General features: G+C 46.3%; 1 protein-coding gene. It reads right to left on the bottom strand.

The window, feature by feature from the left end; genetic code table 11:
• Positions 1-51 precede the first annotated feature (51 nt).
• The gene (locus QMZ64_RS00730; protein ID WP_301441083.1) at positions 52-19,158 is read right to left on the bottom strand and encodes a non-ribosomal peptide synthetase; all 19,107 of its coding nucleotides are present in this window, start codon (positions 19,156-19,158) and stop codon (positions 52-54) included.
• Between the last annotated feature and the right edge of the window lie 55 nt (positions 19,159-19,213).

Raw genomic sequence — 19,213 nt, 5'->3', positions numbered from 1 at the left:
AGAGAGTTGATAAGGCAAACAAAAGGCACCCTGAAAAGGATGCCTTTTTGTTCATATTTTGACAGTCTTATTGATGATATCATGGATCAATCTTGCATTTCTTTCAAGAATGTCGGGATGGGACTTGGAGATCATTTGCATATGGGTTCCGGCTCCTTGAACGACTGTAAAGGTTTTGGACGCCGCTTTTTCCCACATCATCATGTTTTCATCCCGCTGATTGTCGCTTGACTTGATATAGCTGATATGTCCGTCAATTGCGCCGGCTGTGACTGTGTTTTGTATATATACATAAGACTTCATCACCAAGTCCACTAAATAGTCGCTCAATAATTTCTCTGCGTCGCGGTATTTCTCAAGTTCAAATGTTTTGGATATCTCTTCTCTGTATTCCTCCTCTGTGAACTGATGTTTCTCGGCTTTTGTCCGATATTTTGAATCGATGATGATCAAATCCTCGACTTCATATCCTTGCCGGTTCAATTCTTTCGCCACATCAAATGCCAGGATTCCGCCGGATGAATAGCCGATTAATGTATATGGCCCTTCACCTTGAATGTTTTTGATGATGTCCGCGTATTTGCGAATCCTGTTTGCAGATGGAATGAAGTTGAAGCTGTACACCGAATGCTGCTTTAGATGCTTGGCCAAGCCCATGTAGGCAATGCCCATCGACGCGGCCGGCGGGAAGCAGAACAGGTTTTTCCCGCCTTCTTCCGTCCTGGTCAGCTGCATGCAATCATCTGTGTAGTCTTTCAGCAGGTCTTGTGCATGCTTCAGAAAATCAGACAGCTCTTTAATGGTCGGCTTGGAGAAAATGTCCTTAAACGGAACTCTGAAGCCAAGCTCTGCATATAGCCTAGAGACAAATGACATGACGTTCAAAGAATTCGCTCCGATATCGAATATGTTGGCGTTGATGCCAATCTGTTCGATATTCAGGATGTCTTCCCAAATGGCGGCCATTTTTTCTTCCAGCTCATGTCTTGGAGGCTCGTATTCCAGTAAAGCGCCCGCGCTTCGATCTGGCTCTGGAAGGGCCTTCAAGTCGACTTTTCCGTTTGGTGTCAGCGGGAGCTCATCAAGCTTCAGCAAATAGGACGGCACCATATATTCCGGAAGCTCCTTCGCCAAAAACGCTTTGATGTCTTCCTGTGTGATGTCTCTTTCGGAAACGACGTATGCGCAAAGAACTTGATTGTTGCTTTGATCTGTTTTGGCGGCAACCGCCGCTTCTTTTATATCGCTGTGCCTTAACAATTGATGCTCGATTTCGCCAAGCTCGATACGGTAGCCCCGAATCTTGACTTGATGATCGATCCGGCCCAGATACTCAATATGTCCATCCGGTCTCATCTTTGCAAGATCTCCTGTGCGATACATTCTTTCACCCGGTAAAAACGGATTTGGCAGGAATTTTTCAGACGTCAGCTCCGGTTTGTTCAAATAGCCTTTTGCGACTCCGTCTCCGCTGATATACAGCTCTCCGGCAATTCCGACCGGCTGCACTTCCTGACGCTCATCCAAAATATAGAGCTGGACATTGGAGGCCGGCTTGCCGATCGGGACAGAAACTTGGCGGTCCCGTCCGGCATCATATTGATAGATCATGCAGCCAACAACCGTTTCGGTCGGACCGTATTCATTGTAGATTTCAATGTTGTGATGAAATCTCTCCGTGATTTCTTTGGCCAGTTCCGTTTTTAAATCTTCCCCGCCGACGATCAGGCGTTTGATGCTTGATCCGCTGGCATCCATGTCTTTGACAAGGCTTAAATGAGACGGGGTTAATTTGACAATCCCGGCTTTTTGGTCTCTGAATACTTTTCGAATCAGCGGTTCTCCGTCCCCGCTATGCTGATACACAATCACCCGATTGCCTGAGATTAATGGCGTAAATATCGATGTCACCGTTAAATCAAAGGCAATGGATGAGTAGAGGGCAAAATCGAGCTGTTCGCCTTGGACATATACACGGTCAGCCCAGGTAATATAGTTGACCAGCCCTCTTTGCCTGATCATGACCCCTTTCGGTTTGCCTGTAGAACCTGACGTGTAGATGATATATGCAAGGCTGTCGGCGTTACCCGCCGGTTCCAGATTGTCAGCCGGATAACTGCTGAAATCTCCGGTTAATTCGACGGCTTCTTGATGAAGTGTGCTCAAGTCCTGCTTGTGATCCGCAAGGATGATGGCCGCGCCGCTGTCTTCAAGCATATACTTGATCCTTTCTTCCGGATAATCGGGATCAATCGGCAAATAGGCTCCTCCGGCTTTCAAAATCCCCATGATTCCGACCACCATTTCCGGTGAGCGTTCTGCCATGATGGCAACAATCGTATCCGCTTTGACCCCTTTGTCCCTGAGGTATCTGGCAAGCTGATTTGATTTTTCATTGAGCTCACGGTATGTCAGTTTGTCATTTCCTGAGACAACCGCAGCAAGCTCAGGGGTTTTTTCGGCTTGTTCCTCAAACAGCTGGTGAATCGTCTGATTCGGATATTCCGCTTTCGTGTCATTCCATTCGTACAACAGCCTGTTTCTTTCAGCTTCCGAAAGGACTGTGATGTCGTTTAATGACTGATCTTCATTTTGGACGACCTGTTCCATCACTTGTTGAAGGTGTCCTTTGATACCTGCGATGATGTGGTCATGATAGATATTTCCGTCATAAGTCAATTTGATGACCAAACGTTCGCCCGGGACTGCCACAATATTAAATCCGTAATTTGTTTGTTCTTCGGCGTGAATTTCTTCAAACACAAAACCAGCACCGCGTTTGCCGCTTGTCTCAAATGCACTCTGATCAACCGCGTAATTTTCGAAAATCAGGATATGATCCAGCAGCTCTCTTTTTAATTCACTGAGCGACTGTACTTCCGACAAATTCGTGTCATGATATGTCCTGCCTTCCAGAGCCTGTTCCTGAACGCTTTTGATGAGTTCCTTAAAGCTTTGGCTTTTTTCCAGTCTAATTCTCGTCGGTACAGTGTTGATGAATAATCCGACCATTTTTTCAATTCCGGCTACTTGTGCATCCCTTCCGGAAATGACTGTACCGAATACGACATCATCCGTTTGATTGTATCTTGCCAAAAGCATTCCCCAAATGCATTGTAAAACAGTATGGAAGGTGACATTGTTACGGCTGGCAAGCTCTGTGATCCGGCCGGTCAATTGTTCCGGGAATTCGATGACGGCCTCTTTTCGCTTATATTTCGCATGTCCGGAAGAACCCGCCAAAACCGAAATCGGCGATTTTTCGGTAAAGCCTGATAAATAGTTTCTCCAGTACGCTTTTGCAGCTTCTTTATTCTGTTGCTCTAGCCACCCGATATAATCGCTGTACGGTCTTGCCTCTTCAAGCTGGTGTTTTTGCCCGGCTTCTTTCATATGATACATGTGGAACAGCTCTCCCATAATGATTCCCCGGGACCAGCCGTCAAGCAGAATATGGTGGTTTGTCCATATGAACGTATAACTGTCATCCTCGGTTCTCATCAGCGCGGCTCTGATCAATGGTTCGCTGTTTAAGCGAAAACCTTTCTCCCGATCTGCTTTGCGATACGCTTGAATCACTTGCTCCCGTTCCGCCGGGCTCTTCTTTCGCAAGTCATGATAGTCAAGATTGATCTTTCTGTCCTTGATGATCACATTCCTTGGTTCATCCGTTATTTCATACTCGATATAGGCCCTTAGAATCTCGTGTCTTTCCATGATGTCATTGAACGTTTCTGCAAACAGACGCTCATCGATCAATCCTTTCATATTGATGGCCATTTGTTCAAAGTACGCCTGTGATTCCTTGTCTTCGAGTGCGTGGAACAGCATGCCCCTTTGCATGTTGGCAAGCGGATAGATTTTTTCGATTTCCATCCCTTTATATTTCAGTTTGATTTCCTCAAGCTGATCTAAGCTGATGCCTTTGTCTCCGTAATCGGACGGCGTTTTTTCCGTCTCTTCTCGTTCCGCGCAGTGGCGAATGACCGCTTTAAGAGCTTCTTTATAGTTTTGAGCAAAAGCTCTGACGACGTCTTCACTGTATGCTCTTGTGTTATAGGTCGTTTGAATGGCCAGTTTTCCCCTGAAGACCACCGCATTGATTTCGAGCGGATGTTCTCTTGTGATGCCCTTTCCGGCTGCTTCTCCCGGCGGGAGATGTGATGAAGAAAATTCTCCGCTGTTGATGTCTTCATCAAGCTGCCCCAGGTAATTGAACAAGATTGGTGATGCTGCGCCTTTAGCGATCTCACTGTCCCGGATGAGATACTTTAAAATTCCGTAGCCGATGCCTTTGTTCGGCACGTTTCGCAAGTGCTCTTTCACCATTTTAATCGTCCTGGACATGTCTGTTTCTTGTCCCAGATCGATGAATACCGGATATTTCGAGGTAAACCATCCGACCGTTCTGCTGATGTCGATGCCATCAGCCACCTGTTCTCTTCCATGCCCCTCCAGCGTGATTCTTAATTGATTTTGCCCGGTCATATCCCTTGCCGCCACCAGAAGCGCTGTGATCAGAATATCGTTGATTTCGGTATGATAAGCTTGGTTTGTTTCTCTTAAAAGCCGCTTCGTCTCCTCTTTTTCGAGTTCCGTGCTGAATGTCCGGCTATCCTCAACTTTGAAGGCTCCGGTATTTTCATTCATATCCAGGAATTCGACGTCCTCAGCTATAGCCTTCAGCCAATACTGTTTTTCACTAAGCAGTTTGGCGGATTTTGCATATTCCGCTATGTGCCGCGCATATGCTTGGTAGGAAGCCGTTTTCGGATAAAATTCGACTTTTTCTCCATTCGCTAGCTGGCTGTACCCGATCGCTAAATCTTCAAATAATATTCTCCAGGAGATCCCGTCGACCACAAGGTGATGGATGATGATCAGCAGGTGATCCCCATTATTCGTTTTGAAGAGCGCCAGTTTGACCAAAGGGCCGGTTTCAATATCGATGCTTTGCTGAAGCTCCGTGGCCAATTGGTACACTTTCTGAGGCTGGTCGTTTTCGCTCGAGCCATCATAGACAAATAGGTCAAACAGCTGTTTGTCCGGTCCCCGGTTGTACTGAATGATCTTTCCGTCTTCTTCTGTAAACACCGTCCTGAGTGCATCGTGATGTTTGATGATTTCTTTGAACACACGTTTGACGATGCTCTCGTCGAATCCGTTTTTCCGATAAAGCATAACCGCATGGTTGTAATGGTTCCTGTCCGTTTTGTTCAACGAGAAATACTCTTGTTGAATCGGGGTCAAGAGAACCTCGCCCTCTACCGTTTCATATGATGCTGATTTGTCAGATTCGGCTTTGACATATCGGCTCAAAGACTTGATTTGCGGATTTGCAAACAGATCTTTCATTTCTAGTGACAGGCCTTCTCTTGATAATCTTGAGATCATTTGCAGCGCTTTGATGGAATCGCCGCCTGCTGCAAAAAAGTGATGAGTGATCCCGATCTTGTCAATGCCAAGTACTTCTTCCCATATTTGAACAAGCTTTTCTTCCGTCCCGTTCCGCGGCGGTTCGTATTCCGTCTCTTTTCCCGGCTGCGGTTCAGGCAATGCAGCCGTATCGATCTTTCCATTGGCTGAAAGCGGCATCTTCTCAATTTGGACAAAAGAAGACGGAATCATATATTCTGGAAGCTCACGCATCAGATACGTCCTGATGTCCTCGAACGGCAATTCGGCGTCTGCTGTGAAATAGGCGCACAGCTGTTTTGCACCTTTATGGTCTTCCCTTGCAACAATAAAGGCTTCCTTGATATCATCATGAGCCAACAGCCTGTTTTTGATTTCTTCCGGTTCTATTCTGTAGCCCCTTACCTTTACTTGGCTGTCCATCCGGCCTGCAAGTTCGATATTTCCATCGCTCACCCTTCTGGCGAGATCTCCAGTTCTGTACATTTTTGTATGCGGTGCAAACGGATTTTCGACGAATTTTTCTTTCGTGATATCCGGTTTGTTTACATAGCCGCCTGTCACTCCGGCTCCTGCGATGCAAAGCTCTCCGTACACACCTTCCGGAAGCAGTTTCATGTTTTCATCCAGCACATACGCATTCGTATTATGAATTGGAGTGCCGATCACCGGATATTCTTTGAAAGAATCGAGGTGTTCCGGGTCGATCACTTTAAAGACTGAGCCGATTGTCGTTTCCGTCGGGCCATAATGATTCATGACTACATGATCCGGATATTGGTTGTAAAATGTCTCAACATCCCTTGTATTGATCATCTCCCCGCCCAAGACGACCAGCCTGAGAGTAGCGCAAGGTTTTTCGGCGGAAAAGCCCGGATCATTGACAAAAATGTTAAACAGAGACGGCGTCAATTTGATATAGGTGATGCCGTTTTCTTTGATATACTTTAAAGCCCGGTGCGCATTTGTATAACATTCTTTTCGTGCGATATGCAGTTCGCTTCCGCTTAACAATGCCGAAAAGATGCTAGTATACCCCAAATCGAACGCATATGAGGACACAAGCATGGCTTTGTCGTTTTCTGTAAGACCCGCTTCCTTCATAAACCATGTTGTATAATTCACCACATTCCCGTGTCTGACAAATACGCCTTTCGGCTTTCCGGTGGAGCCTGAAGTGTATATAATATATGCATTCTGATCGGCTGAACCCGATGCAGACAGGTTTGACGCGGCCTTCGCATCAATCAAACCGTCGGCAACATTGACGATTTCTCCAGCGAACGCGACGTTTTCTTTGACAGAGCCTTTGACAAGCAATATTGCGGCTCTGCTGTCACTTAAAATCTCATTCGTCCGTTTGGCCAATTGCTCCGGCTCGATCGGCACGTAAGCCGCTCCGGCTTTCAGTACCGCCAGCATGGAAATGATCATCTCAAGCGATGGTTCAATCATGATCGCCACAGGCTGATCGGCGTCTGCTCCTTTGTCTCTCAAAAGCCGCGCCAATTGGTTTGCTCTTTCGTTCAGTTCCCTGTACGTCAGCTTTTCATCCGCAAAGACCACCGCTGTTTGCTCCGGCGTTTTGCCAGCCTGCTGCTCAAACAGCCGATGAACCGTTTGATCTTGAGGATAATCAGCTTGTTTTCCTTGATTTTGATTCAAGAGCACGTTCATTTCTTCATCTGACAGCATGTTGACGTCGCTCAACGGCATTTGCGGATCGTTTGCCGCTTCCTTTAAAATATTGATCAAATGGCCCGCCATTCTTTCAATCGTGGTCCGCTTAAACAATTTTGTACTGTAGTTGAAAACACATTGAATGCCTTCATTTGTCTCAGCGGCTGTCAGCGTCAAATCAAATTTTGAGATGTTCACCTCGGTTTGGAGCGGCTGGAATGTCAAGCCGTCGATGTCCGCTTCATCGCCGTCGAAGTTTTGCAGAACAAGCATAGTATCAAACAGCGGGTGTCTGCTCATATCCCGTTTGACATCAAGTTTTTCAACCAGTTCATCAAATGGATAGTCTTGATTTTCATAAGCTTTCAGCGCTGTTTCTTTCACTTCTTTTAAATAGTCGGCAAATGGCATGTCTCCTTTTGGATAGTTCCTCATAGCCAGCGTATTGATAAACAGTCCGATGACATGTTTCAAATCGCTGTGATGCCTTCCCGCAATCGGTGAGCCGACAACGATATCCTCCTGACCCGTATACTTTGCCAAAAGCGTTGTGTACCCCGCCAAAAGCAGCATATACATCGTCGCGCCGTTCTCTTTCGCCAGTTTGTTCAGCATGGCGGACGTTTCGCCGTCTATTTCAAACTGAACGATATCTCCTTCAATCGAACGCTTTTGCGGACGTTTTTCATCCGCCGGCAAATTCAGCACCGGCACTTCACCTTGAAAAACGTTGAGCCAGTAGTCTTCCTGGCGTTTAATCTCATCTTTTTGATAAAAAAGTTTTTGCCATTCTGAAAAGTCTTTGTACTGAATCGTTAACGGCGGCAATGTTTTCCCCTCATACAACTCGGCCAGCTCTTTTGTGAAAATGGCCATGGACACCCCGTCTGAAATGATATGGTGCATATCGAGCATCAGCACATGTTCATCACCATCCGCTTTTAATACTTCCGCTCTTAAAAGCGGCGCTTTTTCCAAAGCAAACGGCTTGATGAACGCTTTGATTTTTTCTTCTAGCCGGTCCTGTCCGAGTCGCCCGTACTTCACTTTAAAATCGACTTCTTTTTCGATTTTCTGTACAGGTTTGCCGTCAACCATCACAAAGGCCGTCCTCAAGGCTTCATGCCTTTCTATCAATTGCCGAAAAGCATCCTCGAACCGGTCGACATGAAAATCTCCTGCAATTTTCATGGCGAAAGGCATGTTGTAAGAGAGGCCGCCTGGTTCGATTTGGTTAAGGATATACAGCCTTCTTTGTGCGGATGACAATGCGTAATACTCTTTCTCTTCCGCTTGTGTGATGGACGCATAAGGGCTTTCTTTCATGGATTCGATAAAATCACCGATGTCTTTGATTGTCGGTGTTTCGAATATTTGTCTTAAAGGGACTTCAATCTTCATTTCTTTATGCAATTTTGCAGTCAATGCCGCAGCTTTTAAGGAATGGCCGCCAAGTTCAAAGAAATTGTGGCTGATTCCGATGTTTTCGATCCCTAAAACGTCCTCCCAGATTGAGACAAGCTTTTCCTCTGTGCGGTTCCTCGGTGCTTCGTACGTCGCTTCACTGATTGTGCCGCTTGGTTCAGGGAGCGCTTTTCTGTCGATTTTGCCGTTTGCCGTAAGCGGCAATTGATCAAGCTTGACAAAGTATGACGGCACCATGTAATCCGGCAGTTCCTTTAACAAGCATTTTCTGACGTCTGCAACGCCGGCCGTTTTGTCCGCGACGATATATGCGCATAGGTATTTTCCGCCGGCTTGATCTTCCCGCGCCATGACTGCCGCCGCGTCAATGCCTTCTATTTTCAGCAATTGGTTTTCAATTTCGCCCAGTTCGATTCTGAATCCGCGGATTTTGACTTGGTGGTCGATTCTTCCTAAATATTCAATTTGACCATCAGGCAAAAATCTTGCGAGATCCCCCGTCCGGTACATGTTTTCTCCTGGAACAAACGGATTTGGAACAAATTTCCCAAGCGTGAGGTCAGGTCTGTTTAAGTATCCGCGGGCAAGGCCTTCCCCGCCGATGTACAGCTCACCGGGCGCGCCGATCGGCACCGGTTTCCGCCGGCTGTCTAAAACATAGCAGGTCAGCGTCGGAATTGGCGACCCGATATTGCTCACACTCGTTTCAATGTCTTGTTTTGTGATTTCTTTATATGTGGCGTGCACGGTCGTCTCAGTAATGCCATACATATTGATCAACTTTGTCTGCGGATACTTTTTGCGCCACTGCTTCAGCATCGAAGGATTCAGGGCTTCTCCCCCAAAAATGACGTAGCGGAGGTTTAAGTGCGCCTCAGAATGTTTACATTCTTCGTTCATCAGCTTAGAAAAAGCTGTCGGCGTCTGGTTAAGCACCGTCACCGATCTGTCCCGCAAAAGCTTCAAGAATGCCCTGCTGTCTTTTGCAGTATATTTAGGCACAATGACAACTTTTCCACCATAAAGCAATGCCCCATACATTTCCCATACTGAGAAATCGAAACAGTACGAATGGAACATTGTCCATACATCATGATCATTGAAATCAAATTTCTGTTTTTCGTTCATCATCAAGCGCACCACGTTCTGGTGCTTAATCATACAGCCTTTCGGTTTGCCCGTCGTTCCCGACGTATAAATGATATACGCAAGGTCGTCCGGACGGTTGATCAGTTTTGGATTCCCCGCATTCTCTGCATTGTCATTGTATAAATCATCCGTGTTTAAGATAAGTCCGGTGAATGATTTCGGGCAGGACGTTTCGGAATCAATTAGCAAAATACCCGTTCCGCTGTCTTCAAGCATATACTTGATTCTTTCTTGCGGGTAATCCGGATCGATCGGAAGGTACGCGCCTCCTGCTTTTAAAATTCCGAGCATAGCAACGATCATACCGGCAGACCGCTCCATCATCACTCCCACAATAGTATCTGGGCGGACGCCTTTTTCCCGCAGGACATGTGCCAGCTGATTGGCTCTGGCATTCAACTCACTGTACGAGAGCTGCTCTTCTTCGAACACAACCGCAATATGCCCAGGCGTCCGTTCCGCCTGTTCTTCAAATAATTGATGGATCGTTTGATTCCTTGGATAATCTGCGTTTGTCCGGTTGAACTCATATAGAAGCGTCTTTCTTTCTTCCTCCGCCAGCATGTCAATCTCAGCGATTTTCCGGTTCTCATTTGCCGTCACTTGCTCAGCGACCCTTTTGATATGACCTTCGATATTGTTGATGATATCCCTGTCATAGCCATTGCCGTCATATGTCAAAACAAGTGTGAGCTCTTCGCCTGGAGTCACCGACATGCTAAAGCTGTAATTGCTTTGTTCCGCAGCGCTGATCTCATTCATCTTAAAGCCTGTCTTCATCTGACTCTCTTCAAAGTCCTGTTCATCAGCTTCATAGTTTTCAAATACGAGAATATGATCGATCAGATCTTTCTTTAAGCTGCTCAATGCCTGGACTTCAGCGAGATTCATATAGTTGTAGCGGTTGCTTTGAATCGCATCTTCCTGAACCTTTTGCAAACATTCGTTAAAACGCGCCTGCTCATTGAATCTGATTCTTGTCGGGATGGTGTTGATAAACAGACCGATCATGTCTTCGATTCCGTCCACGTTTGCTTCCCTGCCCGATACGACCGTTCCAAACACGACATCATCGATCTTATTATATTTCGTAAGCATCAGGCCCCAAATCGTTTGAATCACCGTATGAAGCGTAACGCTGTTTTTGGCAGCGAGCTCCTTCAATTGTTTTGTCAATTGTTTTGACAAATGGATGACCTTCTCCCGGCGGTCATAGCGGCTGCTTTTTTTGCGTTTTGTTAATGTAGGCAGCTGGGCCTGTTCCTCATACCCTTTCAAATATTCGCGCCAATATTGACGGGCCTCTTCCTGATCCTGTCTTTCAAGCCACTTGATATAATCGCTGTACGGCTTCGTCTCCTTTAATGGACTGGCTTTGCCGTTCATCCGGTTTTCATAGATGACAAACAGCTCACGCATGATGATGCCAAGGCACCAGCCATCGAGTAAAATATGGTGATGGCTCCAGACAAGCCGGTACGAGCGCTCCGCCGTTTTCAGCAAATAAACCCTCATCAGTACATCTCTGCTTAAATCAAAGCCTTTTTTTCGATCTTCATTGAGCAATCTTTCAATGAACATTTCCTGTTGCTGTGCGGAGCTTTTCGCGATATTGAAATAGGTGAAATCGATGCTGCGGTTTTCGATGATGATCTGCCTCGGTTCTTCAACGATTTCATATTCATAAGAGGCCCTTAAGATTTCATGCCGTTTCATGATGTCATTAAAGCTTGCCTCAAGAATCGCCGGATCGACATATCCTTCAATATCCATGACCGTCTGCTGAAAATATGCATTTGAGGTATGATCCTCGATGGCATGGAACAGCATACCTTTTTGCATGTTGGCAAGCGGATAGATTTTTTCAATGGCGCTTCTGTATTTTCCTTTGATTTCTTCAAGTTCGGCTAAACTGATATTTGTATCTCCATAATCGGACGGCGTTCTTTCGCTTTCCGTCTGTTGCGTGCAGTGCTTAATGATTTGTTCCAGGCGTTCTTTTAATTGATGATTCAGCTGGCTGATCGTATCTTTTTCGTATTCCATTTGATTAAAGGTTGTATGAATCACCAGCTCATGATTCATCACGATGGCGTTGATTTCGATAGAATGACTTCTCGCAATTTTTCCGCCGATGCTTTCCCCTTCGGAGAAGCTGGAGCCGGAAAATTCGCCGCGGTTCATGTCGGCATCGATCTCACCTAAATAGTTAAATGAAATCCGGGCTTTTTCTTCGTTGATGAAATCCGGGTCTTCAGCCATATACTTTAATAGCCCATAGCCGATTCCTTTATTCGGTATTTTTCTCAACGTTTCTTTGACCATTTTGATCTGTTGGGAGAGGGCTTTTTCTTCTCCTGCATCAAGAAGCACCGGATACATCGTCGTAAACCAGCCGATTGTTCTCGTGATGTCAACGCCTTCTAAAATATCTTCCCTGCCGTGGCCTTCCATCATAACCTTCAGTTTGTTTTCCCCTGTGATGTCCCTTGCTCCGGTCAGTAATGCCGTTAACAAAATATCGTTGATTTCGGTGTTGTAGGCTCTGTTCGTGTTTCGCAAAAGGTCCGCTGTTGCCTCTTTGCCGAGCTTGATGCTCAACGTCGTGCTGTTTTCGTATACATCTTCCTTTAATACGTTCTTTGGCGGAATAAACCGGACACGAGCCTTGGCAATGTTCCGCCAATACTCGGCTTCCTTCGATAATGTTCGGCTGTGGGCATATGCTTTTAACCTGCGGGCGAATTCTTGATAGGAATCCGTTTTGTAGCCAATCTCGAGCGTTTGCCCCTTTAATGCCTGACTGTACAATGTTTCGAAGTCCTCAAACAGAATTCTCCACGATACACCATCAACGACAAGATGATGGATCACAATGAGCAGGTGGTCGCCCTCATCAGCCCGGAAGATGCCGAGATGAACAAGTTTTCCTTTTCTAATCGATGATTGTTTTTGAATGCTTGTCGCCAGCTCATATACCTTTTCCGCTTGACGATCAAGACCTCTTACATCATAAACATCCAGGTCGAACAGATCTTCCCGAAAGCTTCTGTTGTACTGAATGAAGTCCCCGCCTTTTTCTTCATAGATCATCCTTAACGCGTCGTGCTGCTCCATTAATTTATTGAAAGCCTTTTTGACACAGCTTTCGTCAAATCCGCCCTTTCTGAAGAGCACAAATGACTGGTTAAAGTGATCCAGTTCTTCTTTGTTATGAGCAAAATACCATTTTTGGATCGGAGCGAGTTCTGCATGTCCTGTGACGATTGTATTGCCATTTTGCCTCTGTGATTGTTTTTTGACATATTTGGCAAGATCCTTGATTCTCGGATTTGCGAACAAATCCTTCATTTCAAGCTTCAGGCCAAGCCTGGACAGCCTTGAGACAATTTGCAGCGCCTTGATCGAATCTCCTCCTGCTGCAAAGAAGTGATGGCTGATACCGATGTCTCCGGCACCGAGAACATCCCTCCAGATGTCAACGAGCTTAGCTTCTGTGTCATTTCGCGGTGCTTCATATTCCGCTCCTGTTGCGACATGTCTGTCAGGTGCAGGAAGCGCTTTTCGATCGACTTTATCGTTTGCGGTGAGCGGCAGCTTATCAAGTCTGACAAAATAAGCCGGTATCATATAGTGTGGCAGCTCTTTCTCGAGCCATTCACTGAGCTCGGTTGACGTCCAGTCTTCTTTGGAAACGATATAAGCGCACAAATAATCGCTGTTGTCGTCATCTTTCCTGGCTATAACGGCCGCTTCATCGATTTTGTCTAGCTTGAGCAATTGATTCTCAATTTCCCCCAGTTCAATCCGGTATCCGCGAATTTTCACCTGATGGTCTATTCTTCCTAAAAACTCGAGATGTCCATCGGGCAGCCACCTGGCCAGATCACCCGTCCGGTACAATCTTTCCCCTGATTCAAACGGATGTGAAATAAACTTTTCAGCTGTCAGTTCCGGCCGGTTTAAATATCCCCGTGCAAGGCTGATTCCGCCGACGCACAGCTCTCCAACAACGCCTGTCGGCACAGGCTTCTGGTTTTGATCCAATACATATACGTTTGTATTGGCAATCGGACTGCCGATATGAGGACGCCCGGATCCTCCGTAAACCCCCGCCGTTGCACAGACCGTCGTTTCCGTAGGTCCGTAGGCATTGATAAACAGCCGATTTCCGGACCATCTTTTTGCGAGTTCTTCGTTGCAGGCAGAACCCGCGGAAACGATTACTTTGAGGTTTTCCAATCCGGATTCATCCAACACATTCAGTACGGTCGGCGGCAAGGTCGCATGAGTGATTTCATGCTGCCTTAGAAAGCTTGTTAACGGCTGCCCCGGCATCATTTCCTCCTGCCGCCCTAGAACCAAAGCCGCCCCGGATGCCAGCGCCGGAAAGATTTCAAATGCTGACGCATCAAATGATAGTGAAGCAAATTGAATCACTCTGCTCTCCGTGTTTAAATGCATCAATTTGACAACCGCTGAAACGAGATTGCTCAGCCCTTTTTGTTCGATTAAAACGCCCTTCGGTTTTCCTGTGGACCCTGAAGTATAGATGATGTAAGCCAAATCCCCGCTGTGGCTGACAGGCTCCAATCGAGCCGCATCCTGTGCAGCAATTTGTTTGTCGTGAATATCAATGTTGATCATGCCGGCCTCTTTGATAAAGGCCCGTTTTTTGATGAGCGCCTCTTCTGACAGAAGAAACTTTGTTTGACTGTCGCCCAGGATGTATTTGATCCTGTCTTCAGGATATGCCGGATCAAGCGGCAGGTACGCGCCTCCGGCCTTCAAAATTCCCAGAAGGCCGATGATCATCTCGGGAGAGCGGTCCACCATAATGCCGACGGCTGTGTCCGGTTGAACCCCTTTTTCTCTTAAAAACCGGGCCAGCTGATTTGACCTCTCATGCAATTGTCGATATGTCAGCTTTTGATCTTCAAACACGACTGCGGTTTTGTCAGGCGATGTCTCCGCCCGCTCCGCAAACAGCTGACAAATGGTTTTGGCTGTTGGAGCATCCGTTTTTGTATCATTAAACCGATATAACAATGCGTTTTTTTCGTCTTCTGACATGGCCTCTATTTGATCCAGCCGCTTGTCCGTCTGTTTGGAAATGTCTTCTAAAACACGGACGAAATGCGCCGCCATCCTTTCGACCGTTTCTCTTTTAAACAGCTTTGTACAGTATTCCAAATCAAATTCTATCTTCGAGCCTTTTTCGATTGCCGATAACGTGAGGTCAAATTTTGAAATGTGGATGTCGCTTTCAAACGGTTCAAATGTCAGCCCTTCTATTTCAGCATCCGCTGTTTCCAGGTTTTGCAGGACAAACATCGTATCAAACAGCGGATTTCTGCTCATGTCGCGTTCAAGGTCAAGCTGTTCGACAAGATCGTCAAATTGATAATCTTGGTTTTCATACGCCTTCAGCGCCGTCTCTTTTACATCTTGCAAATATTCAGCGAATGTCTTGTCGCCCTTCGGATGATTTCTCATCGCCAGCGTATTGACAAACATCCCGATCACATGTTTTAGCTCGTGATGTTTTCTTCCTTGAATCGGCGTTCCGATAATCACATCTTCCTGCCCGCTATATGTTCGAAGCAAAACCGTATACGCCGCCAGAAGAAGCATATACATGGTGGCTCCGTTGTCTTTGGCGATCCGCTTGAGCTTCTTCGTCAATTCGCTGTCGATTGCAAAACCGAGTCTATCGCCTTCAACACTGTGCATTTGCGGCCTCGGGTAATCCGTCGGCATGTTGAGGACTGGAATCTCGCCTTTGAAAATATTGAGCCAGTACTCTTTTTGCCTTTTCATCTCATCTTTTTGATAAAAATCCCTTTGCCATTCTGAATAGTCTTTATATTGGAGGCTGAGCGGCTCCAGATCTTTTCCGCAGTACAAATCGCAAATTTCTTTTGTCAAAACCCCCATCGATGCGCCGTCTGAAATGATATGGTGCATATCAAACAGAATGATATGTTCCTCGTCATCAACCTTGACCACCTCTGTTCTAAAAAGCGGGGCCTTTTTTAAATCAAACGGTCTGACAAATTGTTTGATGATCTCCTGAATCGATAGAGACTCTATTTCACTGCATTTGATGCTGAAATCTACTTCTTTTTCAATCTTTTGAACAGGCTCTCCATCCGCCATCAAGAAGGACGTTCTAAGCGCTTCATGCCTTTGGATGATGGTTTTCAATGCGTTCTCAAACCTGCGGATATCGAAGCGGCCCTTGACTTTCATAGTAAATGGTATGTTATAGGACAATCCGCTCCCTTCGATATGACCTAGAATGTATAGTCTTTTTTGTGCGGATGAAAGACGATAGTATTCTTTTTCTTCCACTTTTTGAATAGATGAATAGACACTATCTTTTGTCGATCTGATATATTCTCTCAATCCTTTGATTGTCGGCGTATTAAAGATTTGCCCAAGAGGGATTTCCGCTTTCAGCTCCTTTCGGATTCTTGCCGCCATTGCAGCCGCTTTGAGAGAATGTCCCCCCATCTCAAAGAAATGATCGTTGATACCGGCCTTTTCCACCTTTAAAATATCACGCCATATCGCTGCCAGCTTTTCTTCCGTTTCATTTCGCGGCGCTTCATATTCGTTTTCCGCCCCCGCCGTTCTGTCCGGCTCCGGCAGTGCTTTTCTGTCGACTTTCCCGTTTTTGGTGAGCGGCAGCTTGTCCATGTTCACGAAATAGGCGGGGATCATGTATTTCGGAAGCTTTTCACCTAAAAATCCTTTCAGCTCATCAAGGGAAATCTCGCGATTTGCCGTGATATAAGCGCAAATGTACGGGCGGCTCTCTTCGTCTTCCCTGACGGTGACGATCGTCTCATTGATGTCTTCATGCATCTCCAGCCGGCTTTCGATTTCGCCGAGTTCGATCCTGAAACCGCGGATTTTCACCTGGTGGTCGATTCGGCCGATGAATTCGATGTTGCCGTCAGGCAGCCATTTCGCTAAATCACCCGTCTTGTACAGCCTTTCTCCCGAAATGAACGGATGCGGGATGAATTTTTCCGCCGTCAGTTCCTCGCGGTTTAAATATCCTTTGCTTAAACCGTCGCCTGCGATGCACAGCTCTCCGGGAACCCCGATCGGCAGGAGCTTGCCGGCTTCATCCATGATCAAGACCGACGTATTCGCCAGCGGGCTGCCGATCGGAATTGTTTCCGCTTCATCGTCTATCTCGTTGATGAAGTAATACGTCGCATACACCGTGCTTTCCGTCGGGCCGTAAACATGAATCAATTTATCCCGGCCGACATGATTCAACACTTTTCTCACATGCGGTATCGACGCTCTTTCCCCGCCGAAGAGGATTTTCCGCAGCTTGGCAAGACAGCCGATATTGATGTCGGCAAGTGTATTGAACAGCGCCGTCGTAATGAACATCACGCTGACTTGTTCTTTTTTTATCACTTCGGCCAGCTCATGTGTATTCAAGACCGTCTCTTTTTCGATCAGGACGAGTGAGGCTCCGTTTAAGAGCGCTCCGAAGATGTCGAACACCGATCCGTCAAACGAATAGTTGGACAGCTGGAGGATGGCGTCATCTTCTGTGATGTCGATATAATTGGTTCCGCGAACGACCCGTACCGCACTGTAGTGAGGAGTCACAACGCCTTTTGGCATTCCCGTAGATCCTGATGTATAAATGATATAGGCGGGATCGCCGGAATCATTGACTAGGTTGAGCGGTTCTTTACTGAATCCGTCTGCTGCCCCTTTGTCCAGATATAAAATGTCAGCCTCACAATCGATTCCAGCTGCCGCTTTTCCTTGCGTAAGCAGCACCGCGACTTTCGTGTCGCTGAGCATGAAGGCCATTCTGTCTTTCGGCGTTTCAGGGTCAATCGGCAGATACGCACCTCCCGCTTTTAAAATCCCGATGATGCCGATGATCATTTCAAAGGAGCGGTCCGCGATGATCGCCGCAACCGAGCCTGTGCCGATCCCTTTTTCCCTGAGGAGTCTCGCGGTTTGGTTTGCTTTTTCATTCAGCTCTCTGTAGGTCATACGCCGGGTGCCGAACACAAGCGCCGTCTGGTCGGGCGTCTTCATGGCCTGTTCCTCAAAAAGCTCATGAAGCGGCTTGTCTTTCGGGTAATCCGTTTTTGTATCGTTGAATGTGTGTAAAATCCTGTGTTGTTCTTCTTTTGACACAAGGTTGATGTCTCGTAATGTTTGTGTCTCATCTTCCGCCACTTGTTCTGCGACGGTGATGATATGCTTTTCTAATGTTTCGATGATGGTGTTGTCATATACATGTTCATCATAGATGAAGAGCAGTTTTAATTGATCATCAAGAGCCGCGGAAATGCTGAAATGATAATTGGTCTGTTCTTCCCCGCTGACATTCACCATTTCAAAGCCTACATCATTTTTTTCTTCAAACGCTTTTTGGTCAACAGCATAGTTTTCAAAAACCATAACATGGTCGATCAAATCGTTTTTCAACTCGCTTTGCGCTTGAACCTCCGCTAAATTCATGTAATTGTAGCGGCTGCTTTCCAAAGCGTCCGCTTGGGTTTGGCGCAGAACATCTTTAAAAAGCTTATCTTTGTCCAGCCTGATTCTGGTCGGGATGGTGTTGATGAAGACGCCGACCATTGTTTCTATACCTTCCACTTCGTCATCTCTGCCGGAAACAACGGTTCCGAACACCACATCCTCGCTGTTGTTGTATTTCGCCAAAATCACGCCCCAAATGCTTTGCAGCACGGTATTGATCGTCACATGATTCCGGTTGGCCAATTTAATCAGACGATTTGTCAATTCTTTGGAACATTCAATCGTTTTCTCTCTTCTTTTAAAACCCTTCTCAGAAGATATGCGGAGCTTTGGAAGCGAATTTTTTTGATCATAGCCGCTCAAATAGCTCTCCCAATAGCTCTGAGCTTCTTCTTTATCCTGATCCTCCAGCCATTTGATGTAATCGCTGTACGGCCTTGGGTCTTCCAATTGATGATTTTGGCCTTTCCGCTTCATTTCATATATCGTCAACAGCTCATCCAGGATGATGCCAAGGCACCATCCGTCAAGCAATATGTGATGATACGTCCAGACAAATTGATACGAATCATCAGACGTTCTGATGAGACAGGCTCTCATCAACGTATCTTTGGCTAGGTCAAAACCCTTTTGTCTATCTTCTGCCAAATATCTCTCGAAAACGCCGTCTTGATCATGCCGGCCTCGTATATCAAGATAGTCAAACTTCATGTGCCGATCTTTGATAATGACGTGCAGCGGCTCATCCAATCTGTGATGAAATGATGCTCTTAGGATCTCATGCCTTTTCATGACTTCATTTAGGCTTTCTTCAAACATCCGCTCATCCACATCACCTTTTAATTCAATGATGAACTGCTCAAAATATGCGTGTGACGCTTCGTCTTTCATGGCATGAAACAGCATTCCTTTTTGCATGTTTGATAACGGATATATTTTCTCAACTTTTGTTTTCATATCGTCATCTCATCTCCTAGAATTCCTTTTGTTTTCAGATCCACATGGGCCGCCC

The organism is Bacillus sp. LB7, assembly GCF_030449715.1.
GTDB lineage: Bacteria > Bacillota > Bacilli > Bacillales > Bacillaceae > Bacillus > Bacillus paralicheniformis.
This window is presented reverse-complemented; position numbering and strand designations above follow the sequence as displayed.